The sequence below is a fragment of the Polaribacter vadi genome, from assembly GCF_018861005.1.
In the GTDB taxonomy this organism is placed as follows: Bacteria; Bacteroidota; Bacteroidia; order Flavobacteriales; family Flavobacteriaceae; genus Polaribacter; species Polaribacter vadi_A.
Genome location: NZ_JAHKQL010000004.1, coordinates 336,542 through 353,396, shown reverse-complemented (window position 1 = coordinate 353,396; position 16,855 = coordinate 336,542). Strand labels below are relative to the sequence as shown.

Here is a 16,855-nt window from a genome sequence, read left to right as displayed (position 1 = left end):
ACCTCTTTTGAGGTGTTTTTCTATTTAAAAAAGTATCTTTAGTCAAAGAACTAAAAAATTATTTTTGAATGATTAAAAAATGGTTTCAAAATATTGGACCAGGTACTTTAGTAGCTGCTGCTTTTATTGGTCCAGGAACAGTAACACTTTGCACTTTGGCTGGTGTAAGTTTTGGCTTTAATTTACTATGGGCAATGTTATTGTCTATTATTGCAACCATTGTTTTGCAAGAAATGGCTGCAAGATTGGGTATCATTTCTCAAAAAGGATTATCAGAAGTTATTCGTGAAGAAATTAAAATTCCGTTTTTAAAATACTTTGTTACCATTTTAATTTTAGCTGCTATTGTTATTGGTAATGCTTCTTATGAAGCAGGAAATATTAGTGGAGGAATTTTAGGTTTAGAAACTGTTTTTGGCGAGTTTAAACTCATTTTTGGTGAGTTAACCATTAATTTAATGAGTTTAATAATTGGTGTAATTGCCTTTGTGCTTTTATATATTGGTAATTATAAATTTCTTGAAAAAGCTTTGGTGGCTTTAGTTTTATTAATGAGTTTTTCTTTTGTAATTACAGCAATTGTAACCAAACCCAATGTATTAGAAATTTTAAGAGGATTGTTTATTCCTAAGTTTCCAGAGAAAAGTTTATTAACAATAATTGGTTTAATTGGTACAACTGTTGTGCCTTACAATTTGTTTTTACATGCTTCTTTAGTTAAAGAAAGATGGAACAAAAAAGAGGATTTAAAATTCGCGAAAAAAGATACAATAGTTTCTATAATTTTAGGAGGAATGGTTTCTATGGCAATCATTATTTCTGCAGCTTCAATACCATCTAAAGATATTTTAAATGCTGCAGATTTAGCAGAAGGTTTAGCGCCTTTATATGGCGAATTTGCCAAATACTTTCTGGCTTTAGGCTTATTTGCTGCTGGTATAACTTCTGCAATTACAGCACCTTTAGCAGCAGCTTATGTAGCAAAAGGATGTTTGGGTTTAAAAGGTGGTTTACAATCTAAATCATTTCGATTTGTTTGGATTGTTGTACTGTTTTTAGGTGTTTTGTTTTCTTCAATTGGCATTAAACCTATAGAAATTATAAAATTTGCGCAAGTTGCAAATGGTATGTTATTGCCAATTATAGCCGGAATTTTATTATGGATTATGAATAAAAAGAATGTTTTAGGTGGTTTTGTAAATTCTAAAACTCAGAATATTTTTGGATTTATAATTTTATTAATTGCTGTTTTTCTTGGTGTAAAAGGTATTCTAAAAGTGTTTAATGTATTCTAAAATGATTATTGATATTAATTGCGATGTTGGAGAAGGTGTAGTAAATGAGCATTTACTAATGCCTTATATTTCATCCTGTAACATTGCTTGTGGAGGCCATTTTGGTGATGTTAAAACCATTGATAAAACTATAAAATTAGCGAAAGAAAATAAGGTGAAAATTGGTGCACATCCTTCCTTTCCTGATAAAGAAAATTTTGGCAGAGTGTTAATGCAAATTTCTGATGAAGACTTAAAGAAGAGTATTCAAAATCAAATGAATTTATTTTTAGAAAGATTGTCTTTGTTTGATGCAAAATTACATCACATAAAACCACATGGAGCTTTGTATAATGCAATTGCTGTAGATGAAAAATTGGCTATTTTCTTTATTGATGTTATAAAACCATATTTAAAAGAAACTTATTTATATGTGCCATATAATTCTGTAATAGAGAAAGTTGCTTTGAAAAATAACATCAAGATTATGTATGAAGCATTTGCTGATAGAAATTATAATAACGATTTAACTTTGGTTCCTAGAAAACAGAAAAATGCTTTATTAGTTGATAAAAGAGCGGTTGTGAATCATGTTTTACAGATGATAAAACATCAGAAAGTAAAAACAATTTCTGGCTTAGAAATACCAATAAAATCAAATACTTTTTGTGTGCATGGAGATACTGAAAATGCTATTGAAATCGTAAAATTTATTCATCAAGAAATTCAAAAAGAAGGGTTTAAAATTGATTAAAAATATTACATATAAACCTTTTGGTGTAAAAGCAATTCTAATTGAATGGCAATCTATTATTGATGATAAAATATTAGAAGATATTTTACTTTTTAAACAAAAAATTACATCAACAAATAATACTGAAATTGTCGATATTATTCAAGGTTATAATTCTTTGACCATCGTTTATGAACACTTTGTTTCGAATTTTAATGATGAGGTTCATCAATTAAAATTAATTTATGCATCAACTTTAAAAAAAAAAAAACAAAACAATTTTCAATGGGTAATTCCTGTTTGTTATGATGTTACTTTCGGAATTGATTTAGAAGAAATTTCTCAAAAATCAAATTTAGCAATTGATGAAATTATTCAAATGCATTCATCTGCTTTATATAAAATTTATTTTATTGGTTTTTTACCTGGTTTCTTATATTTAGGTGGTTTAGATTCAAAAATTTATTTTGATAGAAAACCAAATCCGAGATTAAATGTGCCAAAAGGAGCTGTAGGAATAGGAGGTAAGCAAACTGGGGTTTACCCAAATAAGTCTGCTGGTGGTTGGAATATTATTGGTAAAACTCCTGTTAATTTTTTTGATGTAGAAAAAGAAAATCCTTGTTTTGCAAAAGCTGGCGATTTTATCAAATTCAAATCCATTTCTTTGGATGAATTTTATCAACTAGAAAAAGAAATACAAGTAAAGAAATATCAACTTATTAAAACTTTACACAATGCTTAAGGTTTTAAAATCAGGTTTTTTTACTACTATTCAAGATAAAGGTAGAGTTGGTTTTGCTTCAGTTGGTGTACCAATTTCTGGTTCAATGGATAGTTATTCTGCAGATTTAGCAAATAGTATTTTAAATAATTCTGTTAATTGTGCAGTAATAGAAATTACATTAGGTGCTTGTAAATTGGAATTTACTAAATCCACTACAATCTGTATTTCTGGTGGCGATTTTTCACCTACGATTAATAACGTAGCAATTTCTCTAAATAAAAGAATTTTAATTCATCCAAATGATATTTTATCCTTTAGTAAAATAAACTATGGAATTCGTTGTTATTTGGCTGTTAAAGATGGGTTTTTATCAGAAGAGAAATTAAATAGTAGAAGTTTTTATCCAAATATTACCAAAGATTTTTTACTTAGAAAAGGAGATTCCATTCCTTATAAAGAGGTAGATAATGGAATTGAAACATCAAAAGCATCCATCAAAATAAATAGAAATCACTTTATGACTAAGGTAATCGAATGTTATAAAGGTCCTGAATTTGATTTGCTAAATAACCATCAACAAAAAGAAATCTTCAACACCACTTTTACTATTTCTAAAGATAACAGTAGAATGGGATATAAATTAAATGAAGCTATAGAAAATAGTTTGTCGCAAATTTTAACTTCTGCAGTTTTGCCTGGCACTGTGCAATTAACACCTTCTGGTAAATTAATTGTTTTAATGAGAGATTGCCAAGTAACAGGTGGTTACCCAAGAGTTTTACAGCTTACTGAAAAAGCGGTTAATCAATTAGCACAAAAAACTACGAGTGCTGTTTTTCAATTTTCATTAATTAGTATCTGAGTTAATATTCAATTTATTTGAGTTAAGTTCAACTTCACTTATCCTATACTTTTGTAGTGTATTTATTACATACTTAGTAATAATGCAAAGAAATTAAGTTTAACCATTAAAAAATTATAAGATGAGTAATAGTAGTAACACATTAATCGGAATATTAGCAGGAACAGCAATTGGAGCAACATTAGGAATATTATTTGCGCCAGATAAAGGAACAAAAACTAGAAAAAAAATTGCTGATGAAGCTGTACATGTAAAAGATATAATTGCTGATACAGCAGTAGATTTAAAAGAAAGAGCAGCAAGTACTTTAGAAGTACAAAAAGAAAGTTTAGATACGCAAATAGAAAATGTAGTCTCTAATGTAAGTCATAAAACAGAAGATGTAATTACAACTTTAGAACAAAAATTAAAAGAGTTAAAAGCTAAAAACAAAAAATTACAAAAGACAGCCTAAGAATATGAATATTTTTGAAGCTTTTAAAAGTAATTCTGAAGAAGGAGTAGATGCAGGTAAAGATTATGTAAATGCTTCTTTTGAATACGGAAAACTGAAAACTTTTCAGATTCTAACCTATTCTTTAAGTGCATTTACTAAACTTCTTTTAATTGGTAGTTTACTTAGTATAGGATTAATTTTTGTGTCTGTGGCAGGTGCAATTGCCCTAGGTAATTATTTAGGTAATATTGCTTTAGGACACTTAATTGTAGGACTTTTTTTAGCCTTCTTAGGATTTTTAATTTACCTGCTGAGAAAAAGAATTATTGATAAAAAAATTATTAGCGAAATGTCTAATCAATTTTTTGAATCAGAAAAATAGTACCATTATGAAAACATATACTTCTTTTATTGAAATAGAAAAAGATCTTAAAAAGTTAGAACTTGAAAGAGAAATTGCTAAAGAAGAACTAAAAATTGTAAAACACAATTTCGAAGGTATTTTAGAACCAATGAATTGGATTAATTCATTATTTAAAATGTTAAGTAAATATGGTGTTTTGCTTATGATAAAGAAAATATTAAAATAAGTAGTTAATTTTTTTTAATAGTGGTTAGTTGATTTTAAGCCTTGGTATTTTATAATACCAAGGCTTTTATAGTAAAACTACTTTTAACTTCTTTTTAAATTGATTTGGTGTAATGTTATATTTTTCTTTAAATATTTTAGAAAAATAACTTCTACTACTAAAACCAATACTATACACAATTTGAGAGATATTTAAATCGCTATTTTTTAGCATATCTCTTGCAGATTCTAAACGAACGTGTCTTATATATTCTGTAACAGTTCTGTTATATAAAAACTTAAACCCTTCTTGTAATTTTGCTTGAGTTAAACCAGATTTAAAAGAAAGCTGATTTAAAGTATATGGTTTTGAAGGATTTTTTAAAATATCGTTTCCAATTTTACGCACCAATTTTAAATCACTTTTACTTATAGATTCAGGTATAGATTCACCAGCTAAAAGTCTGTTGTGTTGTTGGATGTGCATAGAAAGAATTTCATAAATTTTTGCTTCAATTTTTAAAATTCTTAACATTCCTTTTGCCTTAATATTGTGCAGTTTTTTTATTAATTCTGCCATTTTAAGATCTAAAGTACCATAGCTCGAAAATCTGTTATCATGATCTGTATCTACAAAAACTTCATATAATTTTTGATTTAAAGTAGAAACGTTTGTAGTTCTCTTTTTTAAGAAATGTTTACGAACAATCTGAATTACATTAATTTTTAATTGTTCGTTTTTTGGAAAGATAATATCATTATAACCACCATCTTTATTTGTATAAATTAAAGATTGAAATTGACTAACTTCTTTAATGTTATTATGAATGCCAAATTTATGTTTTATACTGCCTAAAGAAGGATAAATAAAACGAATAGGATTAAACTCGTCATGCGCTTTTGTGTGCATAAAAATCTCTTTATGAAATTTTATATCAAAATCTATGAAATTTACCCCCCAATCAAAAGGAATAAATCTTATGCTACCAATAGCGTTTTCATTATTTATTCTCAGTACAAATTCGCTCCAACGTTCTGTAACTTCACCTCCAATTGCTTCTTGTAGTTGTTCTAAAAAGTCCTTAGGACTATCAGCAATAATTTCAATATGTAACATAGTAATGGCTATATAAATAATTGCTAATGAATAGCATCAGTTAATTTTAGTAAAAGTAGTTTAAAATTAGTTCTAAATTCTTAAATAAAATCATAATTTATTTGATATGAGTTAAAAACTAAATGGCATGCACTAACAACAGGTCTGTTGTCAAAGTATCTTTGAAGTGTAAGAAAAGTAATAAAACACTTTTAGGATGTAAAGCATTTAGCATCTATAAATGAATTAAATGCTCACTTAAAAAAATATATATTATGTTACGTTGGACAATCACATTTGTAGTAATCGCTTTAATTGCAGGAGTTTTAGGTTTTGGAGGAATTGCAGGAGCTGCAGCAGGAATCGCAAAAATTTTATTCTTTGTATTTTTAGTATTATTTGTTATATCATTAATTAGAGGTAGAACAGTAAGATAAATTACAAGCTTATTTATATATAGTTATCAATTATCCAAATAATAGTAAAGCTATAAAACAAAAGCACTTTTTATGTGAATATTAAATTCATATAAAAAGTGCTTTAATTATTTTAAAGAAGTAGTGTTATTTTACTAAAAGTTTCTGACTAAAACCTTTAGTATTTGTTACTACATATATACCAGATGTTAAATTATTAACTTCTATAGATTTTGTGTTTTTAGATACTTTTACCAATCTACCAGATAAATCATAAATTTTGTAATCGTCTTCTTTACTAAAACTTACATAACCATCTGTAGGGTTTGGAAACATGCTAAAAGTTTTATTACCTGCAATATAATCTCCTGTATTTAAAACGTTGTCTAAAGAATATATACTCAAAGTTCCACTAACTTCGTTAGAAACTATTATTAAAGCTGTTCCATTAGGGCTTTCGTTTTTATCAACAAAAACAATACCTTCTGGGCCTAAATCACCACCATCAGTTGTGGTTTCTCTGCTATTTAGATATTGTAAAAATTTAGGCGATGTTGGGTTGGTTACATCGTAAATCATTATTCCACCAATTCTTTCTAATAAAATAAAAGCATAATAAGAACCTTCAATTTCTTTTACCAAAATACCTTCTGGTTCTGGGCCTTTGTTATCACTTCTATTTTTAAAGCTATTGTTGGTGTTACTTGCATTAAAAATACTACCATAAGTATTGTCTGCAGCTGTAATTACTTCAAAATCGTTTCCACTATCGTAAACAATATTACCAGTATTTGCCTCAAAAATACTAAAAGAACGACCGCCAAATACGTGAATTTCTTCGAACTCAGCATCACCATCTGTATTACCAGAAGCATTAGTAACATTAATATCTCCAAGATTTGTAGATAAAGCTAAAATATCTGCATCACCAAAAACTGCAGGATCTAAAGTGTAATCAGAATCGTTTAATTTACGTTCTTCTACTAATCCTCCATACTCTCTTGCATCACCTTCGTTTGCAGTTGCTATGTATGATGTTCCATTTATATTAAAATAAGAAATAGCATCTGGCATATACATTCCGTAAATTGGCCAAGAAGCATTAAAGATAAAGTCAGTTTCATCACTTGTATCTAAAGAATTTTTTGCTAAACTATGGTCTTTTAAACCTAAAGGCAAAATTTTGGTAATTGTATTTGTTGATAAATCAATTACTGCGTATGCATTGTTTTCTTGTAAAGAAACATATGCCATTAAATTATCATCAGAAACAGTTATATATTCTGGTTCTAAATCTTCAGCTACTGTAGATCCTGGTCCAAAAATTCTAACTCCTGCAGTTTTTAAGGCAGCTTCTTGGTTATTAAAAGCTTTAAAATCTAGCGTATTTACATTTGTTTGTGTAATGCCATTTAAACCACCAGTAACATCAATGATAGAAATGCTTCCTTCAGGATCAAAAGAGTAATCATCATTTGGTTGTCCTTCGTTTGCTACAAGTAATTTTGTGCCATCAGGTGTAAAAGTTAACATGTCTGGTAAAGAACCAACAGTTACAGATATTTGGTTACTACCATCAATATCAGAAAATAAAACTATACCATTATCTGTTGCTGGGTTTGCAGCAATTGCAGCAGCTAAAAGTCCATTATAAACAGCTACACTTTGCACGCCAGAAGTGTTTGCTGGTAATGTTATTGTTGAAATAGGTTTTATATCACTTGGATTTGAAAAGTCTAAAATTTCTATACTATTTGAGTTGGTAACAAATAAGCGTTGTGAAACTGCATCATAAGCAGTAATTTCTGCAGTTCCTGATGCATCAACTATATAACTATCTAAATAATTTGCGTTTAAAATAGAGTCATCACTTGTAGGTACATTAGTATCATCATCTAAAATATAGACAGAAAATGTATCAGCACTACCAATAATACTATTTGTTTGATTTTCTAATTTTACCATAAAATATAAATCAGAATCATCTGTATTATTGTTTAGAATAGGAATTGTAAGCGTTTGTGAATCTGTGTTACCTGCAGAAAAAGTTACAGTTTGCGAAGTAGAAAATGTAAAATTAGAACCCTCTGTTGCAGAACCAACAGGTAAAAGAGAAACATTTACAGTTGCTGTTGTTGCAGGAGCAGATGAAATTTTTAAGGTGAGGTTTACATTAGCATCAGCTTCAGAAACTGAAATATAACTTGCATTAAATTCAATTATTGGTTGTATTGGAGGTGAAATATTTCCTGGGGATGCTATATTAGGAACATCACTATTGTCACCACCTAAAGTTTGTGTAGCAATTGCATTACTAGTATTGTTAATTGTACTAAAAGATGCTAGTTCTAAATCGTAAGATTGCCCATCATTGGCAGCTGTATCTGGGTAAACACCTATTGCTATTGTAGATGTTGTAGAAGGATCTCCCATCCAAAGAGCAACAGCATCTCCACCAGCACCTAAGCCAGAACCATCTGTATACCCTACTTTAATTCCTGTTAAATCTACTACAGAAGACCAAACTGTATTGAATGTATTTACTTCATTGCCAGTATTATCTGTAACTAAAACAATTGCTCTTTCTCCTGGTTGAATATCTGTGATACCTTGTATAACAACTGCTTTTGTAGGATCTGCAGAATCGTCATCATAATATAAATCATCATCTGTACCAGAAACCCAAGCTTTGTTTCCTGTATTATGAATTTCGAACCAGTCTGCAGTTAAATCTGTGCCTTTTTGACCTGGAAAAATTTCTGTAATTACTAAGTTTACAAGGCTAACAACATTTCCTGGAGAAGCAATGTTAGGTACGTTATTGGCATCACCTCCTAAAGCAGAAGTTTCAAAAGCGTAACTTGTATTGCCTATAGTACTAAAAGCGGCTAATTCTAAATCGTAAGATTGGCCATCATTAGCGGCTGTGTCTGGGTAAGTGCCAAAATCTGCAAGTATAAATGTACTATTATTTGGGTTTCCTATCCATAGTGTAACAGCATCACCACCTGCACCTAAACCAGAACCATCTGTGTAACCAATTTCTATATTAGACAAGTTAATTACAGGGGTCCAAATTGAACTGAAAGTATCAATTTCATTGCCTGTATTATCAGTTATTAGAACAATTGCTCTTTCACCTGGTTGTAAGTCTGTAATTCCGTTAATTAGAACTGCTTTATCAGCATCTGCTGAGTCATCATCATAATATAAATCTGGGTCTATGCCAGATACCCAAGCTGTTGTTCCTGTATTTTGAATTTCAAACCAATCTTCTGTTAAGTCAGTTCCTTCTTGACCAGCAAAGATTTCTGTTATTTTAAGATTAATTTGAGAGTAAGAGATAATGCTTGTTAATAAAGCAATAAATAAAGTAGTTTTTTTCATTATGGTTTAATTTTTTAGAAGCTTAAAATTACTACCTTATAAAAAGAACTTTATTAACTCTAGGTTACTATAATGTAAAACAAAAAACACCTCTTTTAGAGGTGTTTTTGTTCTTTCTAATAGAGTTTTTTACTCTTCTTTTTCAATTATTACTTCTACTGTTTCTTTAGTTTCTTTTTTATTTTTAGAAACGTTTACGGTAATTATTTTACCAGCTTCTTTTGCTTTTTGTTCAATTTCTTCAACAGTGCCTTCTATTTTTTGAACATCTTCAGTAACTTCTCCATTTACAGTTTTTGTTGTAGTAATAGTTGCCATAGCTAAATCTCCAGAAGTTTTGTTGATTTCTACTTTTACTTCTTTTTTAGTATTGTAATTAGAAACATCAGCAGAATTCATTGCAATACTGGGTGCAATTACTAAAGCTACAACAGACATTAATTTAAGAAGTATATTTAAAGAAGGACCAGATGTGTCTTTAAAAGGGTCACCAACAGTATCACCAACAACAGCAGCTTTGTGAGCATCTGTCCCTTTTCTGCCTTGTTCTTCTATCGTTTTCTTAGCATTATCCCAAGCACCACCTGCATTCGATTGAAAAATGGCCATTAATACACCACAAGTTGTAACACCTGCTAAAGCACCACCCAACATCTCTGCACCACCTATAAAGCCTATAGCAACAGGTACAGCAATTGCTAATAAACCTGGTAAAACCATTTCTTTAATAGATGCTTTTGTAGAAATGTCTACACATTTATCATATTCAGCAACACCATCTGCAGCATCAAAAATTGCTCTTTGTTCTTTAGTTGCTTTTGTCATATCAGAATCTACAGCTCTCATTACTTCTAATGCTGCTTTTAACTGAGGAATATCTCTAAATTGACGACGAACTTCCTCAATCATAGCCATTGCAGCTCTACCAACAGCATTCATAGATAATGCAGAAAATACAAATGGTAGCATTCCACCTACTAATAAACCCGCCATAATTTTAGGCTGAGAAACATCAATAGCAGTAACATTTGCAGTTTTCATAAAAGCAGCAAACAAAGCTAAAGCAGTTAAAGCAGCAGAAGCAATTGCAAAACCTTTACCAACAGCAGCAGTTGTATTACCAACAGCATCTAACTTATCAGTACGTTCTCTTACTTCGCTTGGTAATTCTGCCATTTCTGCAATTCCACCAGCATTATCACAAATTGGTCCGTAAGCATCTACAGCTAATTGAATACCTGTATTTGCAAGCATACCAACAGCAGCAATTGCAATACCATATAAACCTGCAAAATGGTGAGATACAATAATTGCAGCTGCAATTAAAATGATAGGAATAGCTGTAGACATCATACCTACTCCTAAACCAGCAATTATATTAGTAGCAGCTCCAGTTTTAGATTGTTCAACAATAGAAAGCACAGGTTTTTTACCTGTAGCAGTGTAATATTCAGTTACTTTACCAACAGCCAAACCAGCTACTAAACCAGCAATTGTTGCCCAGAAAACACCCATAGAACCAAAAGGTAAACCTGCTACAGCTTCTGGAATTAAAGCGTTAATTATAAAATAAGAAGCAACAACCATTAAACCAGCAGAACCAAACTCACCAATATTTAAAGCAGTTTGTGGGTTTCCACCATCTTTTACTCGAACAAAAAATGATCCTAAAATAGACATTATAATTCCTGTTGCAGCTAAAACTAAAGGTAAATAAACAGCTCCCATTCCATTTAAATCTGGAGTTATGATAAAAGCTCCTAAAACCATTGTACCAATAATAGAACCTACATAAGATTCAAATAAATCTGCACCCATACCAGCAACATCACCTACATTATCACCAACATTGTCTGCAATTGTTGCAGGGTTTAGAGGATGATCTTCTGGAATACCAGCTTCTACTTTACCAACTAAATCTGCACCAACATCTGCTGCTTTTGTGTAAATACCACCACCAACTCTAGCAAATAATGCAATTGATGATGCACCTAATGAAAAACCGGAAAGTACGTTTAATACTAGTGTTAGGTTTTCTGCTCCTGGCCATATATTTTGATAGATAATAAATAGACCACTCAAGCCTAAAACACCTAAACCTACAACACCTAACCCCATAACAGCACCACCTGCAAAAGCTACTTCTAAAGCTCTTCCTAATGATGTTCTTGCAGCTTGTGTGGTTCTAACATTTGCTTTTGTAGCAACCTTCATTCCTATAAAACCTGCTAATGCAGAACAAATTGCACCAATAATAAATGATACTGCAACAATACCACTAGAACCTTCTTCAGAAGATCCTTTAAAGTATAATAAGATAGCTACAGCTACCACAAAAATTGCCAAAACTTTATATTCAGCTTTTAAAAAAGACATTGCACCTTCTGCAATATTTTTGGCTATTCTTTTCATTCGGTCTCCACCTTCATCTTGCTTGGATACCCAAGCGCTTTTAATGAACACAAACGCCAAGGCTAGAACACCAAAAAGCGGTAAAAATTTAACTACTGTTTCCATATTAGTTAGTTGATTTTAATTAAAAATTTTAAAACGATGTTAAAAGTAATAAAATTAAATTGATAAAAAAAGCTTACTTAATTTAAAGATTATTTATTTATAAGCTACTTAAATTATTATATTAATAAAACTATGATTAAAGTCAGTTTTTTTTATATGTTATATTGAATTTAAATATGGTAAATAAATGTTTAGATAATTATTATCTATATAGATTCTTTAGAAAAGTTTATTGCAAAAAAAAACATCTTAATGAATAAGATGTTTTTTTATTAATTTTCGTTTATTTTAGATTGTAAACGTTCTTTTTTTCTTGTGTTCACTTTCATCATAACGTTTAACACATTCATGATAAATATTAATTGCAGCTTTTGCATTTCCCCAACCACCAGTATCAACTTTTTTCTTTTCTAAATCTTTATAAACTTGGAAAAAATGTTCGATTTCTTTTAATCTATGAGGATTAATATCAGCAATATCTGTTTTTTTACTCCAAATAGGGTCAGAAACAGGTACACAAATTACTTTTTCATCTGGTCCTTTTTCATCAGTCATATAAAAAACACCAATTGGTCTTACTTCCATTACAACCATTGGGTAAGTTGGTTGATGACCTAGTACTAAAACATCTAATGGATCTGAATCTAAAGCTAAAGTTTCTGGAATAAATCCGTAATCACCAGGATACATCATAGAAGAAAATAACATTCTATCAAAACGAATTTTATGTAAAGTAAAATCGTATTCATATTTATTTCTACTTCCCTTAGGGATTTCTATTAACACATCAAATGTTACTGCTTGTTTTTGTTCTTTAGTCATTATATCTTTTTAAATTTAACTGATCAGATTACAAAAATAACGAATAAAGAAGTTTATCCAATTATTTTACGTTATAAATTACGCAATGGTTTTAGTGTAATTTTTTTTAATAGGTAAAAATACTTAAAATTTAAACCTTAAACCTGCTGTAATACCAAAATTTCTAGCATCTGGTTTTTCTAAATAATTACCTCTAAAATTAAAATCTACACGTAATATTTTAAAAATATTAGATACACCAACACTGTATTCGTAATATGGTTCAGAATCTGGTGCAATTAATGGAATTTCAAAATTATTACCAGTAGTATTTAGTGCTATATTTTGGTCTGATAAACTTCCCCAAAATGTTTTAAGGCCAATAATTGTTCTTAAGTTGGCTTTTTTTAATAAAGGAATTCTCGAAAATATTCGACCATTAAAATTGTGTTCTAAATGAAAAGAAGCATAAGTGTCTGATACAAATTCATAGAAATCTAGCAAATTAAATGTGTTTTCATACATAAAATAAGTTTGATTTCCTGGAGCTACACTTAATAAAGATAATGGAACTGCACCATAAGTTTTACCAGTTTCTAAAGAAGTGGTTAATCTACCAAAACCACCAATTTTCCAAAGTCTAAAAAATGAAAACTGAACCTTGGTATAATCGAAATCGCTATTAAATAGGTTTTTGGATCCTTTGGTAATTTGTGTATAAAACTTTGTGAAATATGGATTAGCAAATTCTCTATGAACTCCATAACCAGACATTTTTCTCCCTGGATAAAAACCTGCAGAAAAAATAGTTTCAAATTGATTGGTTTGAGATGAGATGCCTGTTGATGCATCAGAATCGTTATAATCTAAACTAAATGTACTAGATGCAGAACTAAGTGTTTTGTAATTTGCAGATAATTTAAATTCTATATTTGGTATTGGCTCTAAACCTAATGTAAAATTAGTTAAGTTTAATTTAGTAAGCTTGTCATTTGTGCCAGTACCTACTAAAGAAGATGATCCATCACTTTGCCCTAAAACATTTGATGTAGCTGTTAAAGAAGTACCAATCTGTTCTACATCATCTCTTTTACCTAAAGAAATTGTGAATCTATTTTTTTTATTTAAAAGCCATTTAGCTTGTACTCCATATTTAAATTTTTGATCTCTTAAACCATAAGCACCATAACCTTCTACTCTAAATAAATCGTTAGAAGTTTTAAAAGTTCTACCACCAGCTCTAATACGTAAACCTTCTACATCATTATAACCAAAAGTAGAAAAAATAGGTCCGTAATCGAAGTTTAAATATTCTATTAAAAAATATCTAGAATAGATAGATTGTCCAACTTTATTTATGGTTTGAAATTTTTTAACTGTTTTTAAAGTGTCTATTAACTGATAAATTCCTTGCTCATTTTTGTTTAAATCTTCAAATCTGTTTTCATCCCAAAAACTTCTGGGTTTATTATAAAGAGAATCACTACCTATATTGTACACTTTTTTGTCGTAAAACTCTTTGTCTTTGATAGGTTTATTAAAAACATAATCTTTGTAAATTGTTGTTTTTTTACCATAAACTCCTCTTGATTTTTCTTTTTTTGAAAGTGAAAAATCAGATAAAAAATAATCTTTTTTTAGTACAAAAATAGAATCGTTTAATAAGTCATATTCTTGTTCTATATAAACATCTTTTACCCAGTTGATATTTGCATTTTTTACAACTTGTAAATTAATTTTCTTTATGGCGAATGTAGTATCACTTACCCAAAAGTCTCCTTTAAAGGTTAATTCATTTTTTCTTCTTGGATAGTAAACTAGGTTATAACTCCATTTTTTGTCTATAAAAGCACTATCTGCTAAGTAATAATTATAGTTGCTTATTCCTGTTTTAGATAATGGACTCACAAAGCTTTTATCGAAAATTTTAATATAATTATCATAGATGTTATAATCTGCATACAAATCATCTATGTAAGCAATTAGTTCTTGATTGTTACTAAAACCTGAGTTTTGGTTTGCTATTAAAATATCTTTTTCTTTATTTAAAGTATTGTCTCCATAAACATTAGATAGAGATTCGTTTAAGAAAACTGGTAGATAACTTTTACCTGTAATGTTAGAAGTATCTACATCATCAAAAATAAATTCTAAATTTTTAAAGATTCTTTTGTCTTTTAATTTATCATCTATTGTATTTAAATCAAATTCTACTTTTTGATATTTTTTATATTGATATTGATTAAAATGTTTTAATCCGTTTTTACGCTTTTGAGCCCAGATTTTTCTTAGAATATCAATTGCAGGATTGTTTTCTTTGGGTTGTTTACCAGTAACAATAGTAATTTCGTTTAAAGATTCTTGTTCTTCTTCTAAAGTAAGAACTAAATTAAACTGAATGTTGCTAGTTAATCTATAATCTAAAGTTTTATAACCAATAAACGATATACTTATTTCTTGCCAAGTTTTATCAGACTCTAAATAAAAAGAACCATTGTCATTACTAGTAGTACCTTCTGCAGAACCTTTAAATTGTATATTACAATAAGGTATTGGTTCTTTGTTAGTGTCTAATACAATTCCTTTTACTTTAGTTTGTGCTAGTAATGAGGTGCTTAGTAGAATTGTAAAGATTAAAAATAGTTTAATTTTCATTTACTTTTAAAAGGATAAAAGAACAAATAAAGAAACAGTTTTTTCTTTATAAAAAGTTAAAAAATAATATATTTTTTAATCATAAAAAAAGACCTTTTTATTTAATAAAAAGGTCTTTTTAATATTGTTTAAACTAAACTCTTATAGGTATAAAACTTCTTTTACAGCCTTAACTACATCATTAGAATTTGGTATCCATTTTTCTAATAAAACTGGAGAATAAGGTGCAGGAGTATCTGCAGTAGTTATTCTTTTAATAGGTGCATCTAAATAATCGAATGCTTCGTCTTGAATTCTGTAAGTAATTTCTGATGCTACACTTGCAAATGGCCAAGCTTCTTCTAAAACTACTAATCTATTTGTCTTTTTTACTGATGTTAAAATTGCTGCATGATCCATAGGTCTTACAGTTCTTAAATCAATAATTTCTACAGAAATATTTTCTTTTGCTAATTCATCTGCAGCCTTGTAAGCTTCTTTAATAATTTTACCAAAAGAAACAATAGTTACATCTGTACCTTCTCTTTTTATATCTGCAACACCAATTGGTATAATGTATTCCCCTTCTGGGATTTCCATTTTATCACCATACATTTGTTCAGACTCCATAAAAATTACTGGATCATCATCTCTAATAGCAGCTTTTAATAAACCTTTTGCATCATAAGGATTAGAAGGTACTATTACTTTTAAACCAGGTGTGTTTGCAAACCAGTTTTCAAAAGCTTGAGAGTGAGTTGCACCTAATTGACCAGCAGAAGCAGTAGGTCCTCTAAATACAATTGGGCAATTGAACTGCCCACCAGACATTTGTCTAATTTTAGCGGCGTTATTTATAATTTGATCAATTCCAACTAAAGAGAAGTTAAAGGTCATATATTCTACAATAGGTCTGTTACCATTCATAGCAGAACCAATTGCAATACCTGCAAAACCAAGTTCAGCAATAGGAGTGTCAATCACTCTTTTTTCACCAAACTCATCTAACATTCCTTTACTAGCTTTGTAAGCACCATTATATTCTGCTACTTCCTCACCCATTAAATAAATGCTTTCATCTCTGCGCATTTCTTCACTCATTGCTTCGCAAATAGCTTCTCTAAATTGAACTGTTTTCATTTGTTTTAATTAGTAGTTTATTGTTCAGAAACAAAAGTAAGAAATTTTGATGTAAACAAAACACTTCTTTGTGCTATAAATCTTTAGATTTTAATATGTTTTCTACTTATTGTAACTCAAGAACTAGATTCCTAAAAAAAAGGAACCTTAAATTTACTTAGATTAAAAATCTATTTTAAAATTTTGGTATGCATTTTGGTGTTGATATAACTTTACAATTAATTATATTTACTGATAAATTAAAATAATTTAAATATTTATATC

General features: G+C 29.3%; 14 protein-coding genes. 8 read left to right on the top strand and 6 right to left on the bottom strand.

Annotation, left to right across the window (positions count from 1 at the left end; translation table 11 throughout):
- Positions 1 to 68: 68 nt before the first annotated feature.
- The 7 genes from KO506_RS04185 to KO506_RS04155 all read left to right on the top strand — a co-directional run bounded on the left by KO506_RS04185 (position 69) and on the right by KO506_RS04155 (position 4,622).
- Entirely contained in the window at positions 69 to 1,295 is a 1,227-nt protein-coding gene (locus tag KO506_RS04185) for an Nramp family divalent metal transporter (RefSeq protein WP_215993631.1), read from the top strand.
- The gene (pxpA, locus tag KO506_RS04180; RefSeq protein ID WP_252726778.1) at positions 1,285 to 2,028 is read left to right on the top strand and encodes a 5-oxoprolinase subunit PxpA; all 744 of its coding nucleotides are present in this window, start codon (positions 1,285 to 1,287) and stop codon (positions 2,026 to 2,028) included. The genes KO506_RS04185 and pxpA overlap by 11 nt, the downstream gene beginning before the upstream one ends.
- The gene (pxpB, locus tag KO506_RS04175) at positions 2,021 to 2,752 is read left to right on the top strand and encodes a 5-oxoprolinase subunit PxpB (RefSeq protein WP_215993630.1); all 732 of its coding nucleotides are present in this window, start codon (positions 2,021 to 2,023) and stop codon (positions 2,750 to 2,752) included. The genes pxpA and pxpB overlap by 8 nt, the downstream gene beginning before the upstream one ends.
- Positions 2,745 to 3,596 carry a biotin-dependent carboxyltransferase family protein gene (locus tag KO506_RS04170; protein WP_215993629.1) on the top strand — a complete coding sequence of 284 codons (852 nt, stop codon included), beginning with the start codon at positions 2,745 to 2,747 and terminating at the stop codon, positions 3,594 to 3,596. The genes pxpB and KO506_RS04170 overlap by 8 nt, the downstream gene beginning before the upstream one ends.
- A 121-nt stretch (positions 3,597 to 3,717) precedes the next feature.
- Positions 3,718 to 4,050 (top strand): YtxH domain-containing protein, encoded by a 333-nt coding sequence (locus tag KO506_RS04165; RefSeq protein ID WP_068355973.1) that lies wholly within the window; start codon positions 3,718 to 3,720, stop codon positions 4,048 to 4,050.
- A 4-nt stretch (positions 4,051 to 4,054) separates the two neighbouring features.
- Positions 4,055 to 4,414: a hypothetical protein gene (locus KO506_RS04160; protein WP_215993628.1), complete on the top strand. Its 360-nt coding sequence runs from the start codon at positions 4,055 to 4,057 to the stop codon at positions 4,412 to 4,414.
- 7 nt (positions 4,415 to 4,421) lie between these two features.
- Positions 4,422 to 4,622 carry a DUF6327 family protein gene (locus KO506_RS04155; RefSeq protein WP_068355968.1) on the top strand — a complete coding sequence of 67 codons (201 nt, stop codon included), beginning with the start codon at positions 4,422 to 4,424 and terminating at the stop codon, positions 4,620 to 4,622.
- 66 nt (positions 4,623 to 4,688) lie between these two features.
- On the opposite strand, the gene KO506_RS04150 is transcribed toward KO506_RS04155, so the two are convergent.
- Positions 4,689 to 5,717: a helix-turn-helix domain-containing protein gene (locus tag KO506_RS04150; RefSeq protein WP_215993627.1), complete on the bottom strand. Its 1,029-nt coding sequence runs from the start codon at positions 5,715 to 5,717 to the stop codon at positions 4,689 to 4,691.
- A gap of 254 nt (positions 5,718 to 5,971) precedes the next feature.
- On the opposite strand from KO506_RS04150, the gene KO506_RS04145 reads away from it, so the two are divergent.
- Complete coding sequence (locus KO506_RS04145) at positions 5,972 to 6,133, top strand: DUF1328 family protein (protein WP_215993626.1); 162 nt, start codon at positions 5,972 to 5,974, stop codon at positions 6,131 to 6,133.
- Between the two features lie 126 nt (positions 6,134 to 6,259).
- On the opposite strand, the gene KO506_RS04140 is transcribed toward KO506_RS04145, so the two are convergent.
- The 5 genes from KO506_RS04140 to KO506_RS04120 form a co-directional block, all read right to left on the bottom strand.
- Positions 6,260 to 9,499, bottom strand: a complete 3,240-nt coding sequence (locus KO506_RS04140; RefSeq protein ID WP_215993625.1) for a choice-of-anchor I family protein — start codon at positions 9,497 to 9,499, stop codon at positions 6,260 to 6,262.
- A gap of 129 nt (positions 9,500 to 9,628) precedes the next feature.
- Positions 9,629 to 12,016, bottom strand: a complete 2,388-nt coding sequence (locus tag KO506_RS04135) for a sodium-translocating pyrophosphatase (RefSeq protein ID WP_215993624.1) — start codon at positions 12,014 to 12,016, stop codon at positions 9,629 to 9,631.
- A gap of 288 nt (positions 12,017 to 12,304) precedes the next feature.
- Entirely contained in the window at positions 12,305 to 12,838 is a 534-nt protein-coding gene (locus KO506_RS04130; RefSeq protein ID WP_215993623.1) for an inorganic diphosphatase, read from the bottom strand.
- 123 nt (positions 12,839 to 12,961) lie between these two features.
- A complete protein-coding gene (locus tag KO506_RS04125) occupies positions 12,962 to 15,472 on the bottom strand; it encodes a DUF5686 family protein (RefSeq protein ID WP_215993622.1) in 2,511 nt (836 codons plus the stop codon).
- Positions 15,473 to 15,613: 141 nt separating this feature from the next.
- Positions 15,614 to 16,591 (bottom strand): pyruvate dehydrogenase complex E1 component subunit beta, encoded by a 978-nt coding sequence (locus KO506_RS04120; RefSeq protein ID WP_215993621.1) that lies wholly within the window; start codon positions 16,589 to 16,591, stop codon positions 15,614 to 15,616.
- Between the last annotated feature and the right edge of the window lie 264 nt (positions 16,592 to 16,855).

Bases quoted from the DNA above. Each gene is read 5' to 3' on its own strand.
- KO506_RS04155 (WP_068355968.1), top strand. From the start codon at position 4,422: ATGAAAACATATACTTCTTTTATTGAAATAGAAAAAGATCTTAAAAAG.
- KO506_RS04170 (WP_215993629.1), top strand. From the start codon at position 2,745: ATGCTTAAGGTTTTAAAATCAGGTTTTTTTACTACTATTCAAGATAAA.
- KO506_RS04120 (WP_215993621.1), bottom strand. From the start codon at position 16,591: ATGAAAACAGTTCAATTTAGAGAAGCTATTTGCGAAGCAATGAGTGAA.
- KO506_RS04125 (WP_215993622.1), bottom strand. From the start codon at position 15,472: ATGAAAATTAAACTATTTTTAATCTTTACAATTCTACTAAGCACCTCA.
- KO506_RS04150 (WP_215993627.1), bottom strand. From the start codon at position 5,717: ATGTTACATATTGAAATTATTGCTGATAGTCCTAAGGACTTTTTAGAA.
- pxpA (WP_252726778.1), top strand. From the start codon at position 1,285: ATGTATTCTAAAATGATTATTGATATTAATTGCGATGTTGGAGAAGGT.
- KO506_RS04165 (WP_068355973.1), top strand. From the start codon at position 3,718: ATGAGTAATAGTAGTAACACATTAATCGGAATATTAGCAGGAACAGCA.
- KO506_RS04130 (WP_215993623.1), bottom strand. From the start codon at position 12,838: ATGACTAAAGAACAAAAACAAGCAGTAACATTTGATGTGTTAATAGAA.
- KO506_RS04140 (WP_215993625.1), bottom strand. From the start codon at position 9,499: ATGAAAAAAACTACTTTATTTATTGCTTTATTAACAAGCATTATCTCT.
- KO506_RS04160 (WP_215993628.1), top strand. From the start codon at position 4,055: ATGAATATTTTTGAAGCTTTTAAAAGTAATTCTGAAGAAGGAGTAGAT.
- KO506_RS04135 (WP_215993624.1), bottom strand. From the start codon at position 12,016: ATGGAAACAGTAGTTAAATTTTTACCGCTTTTTGGTGTTCTAGCCTTG.
- KO506_RS04145 (WP_215993626.1), top strand. From the start codon at position 5,972: ATGTTACGTTGGACAATCACATTTGTAGTAATCGCTTTAATTGCAGGA.
- KO506_RS04185 (WP_215993631.1), top strand. From the start codon at position 69: ATGATTAAAAAATGGTTTCAAAATATTGGACCAGGTACTTTAGTAGCT.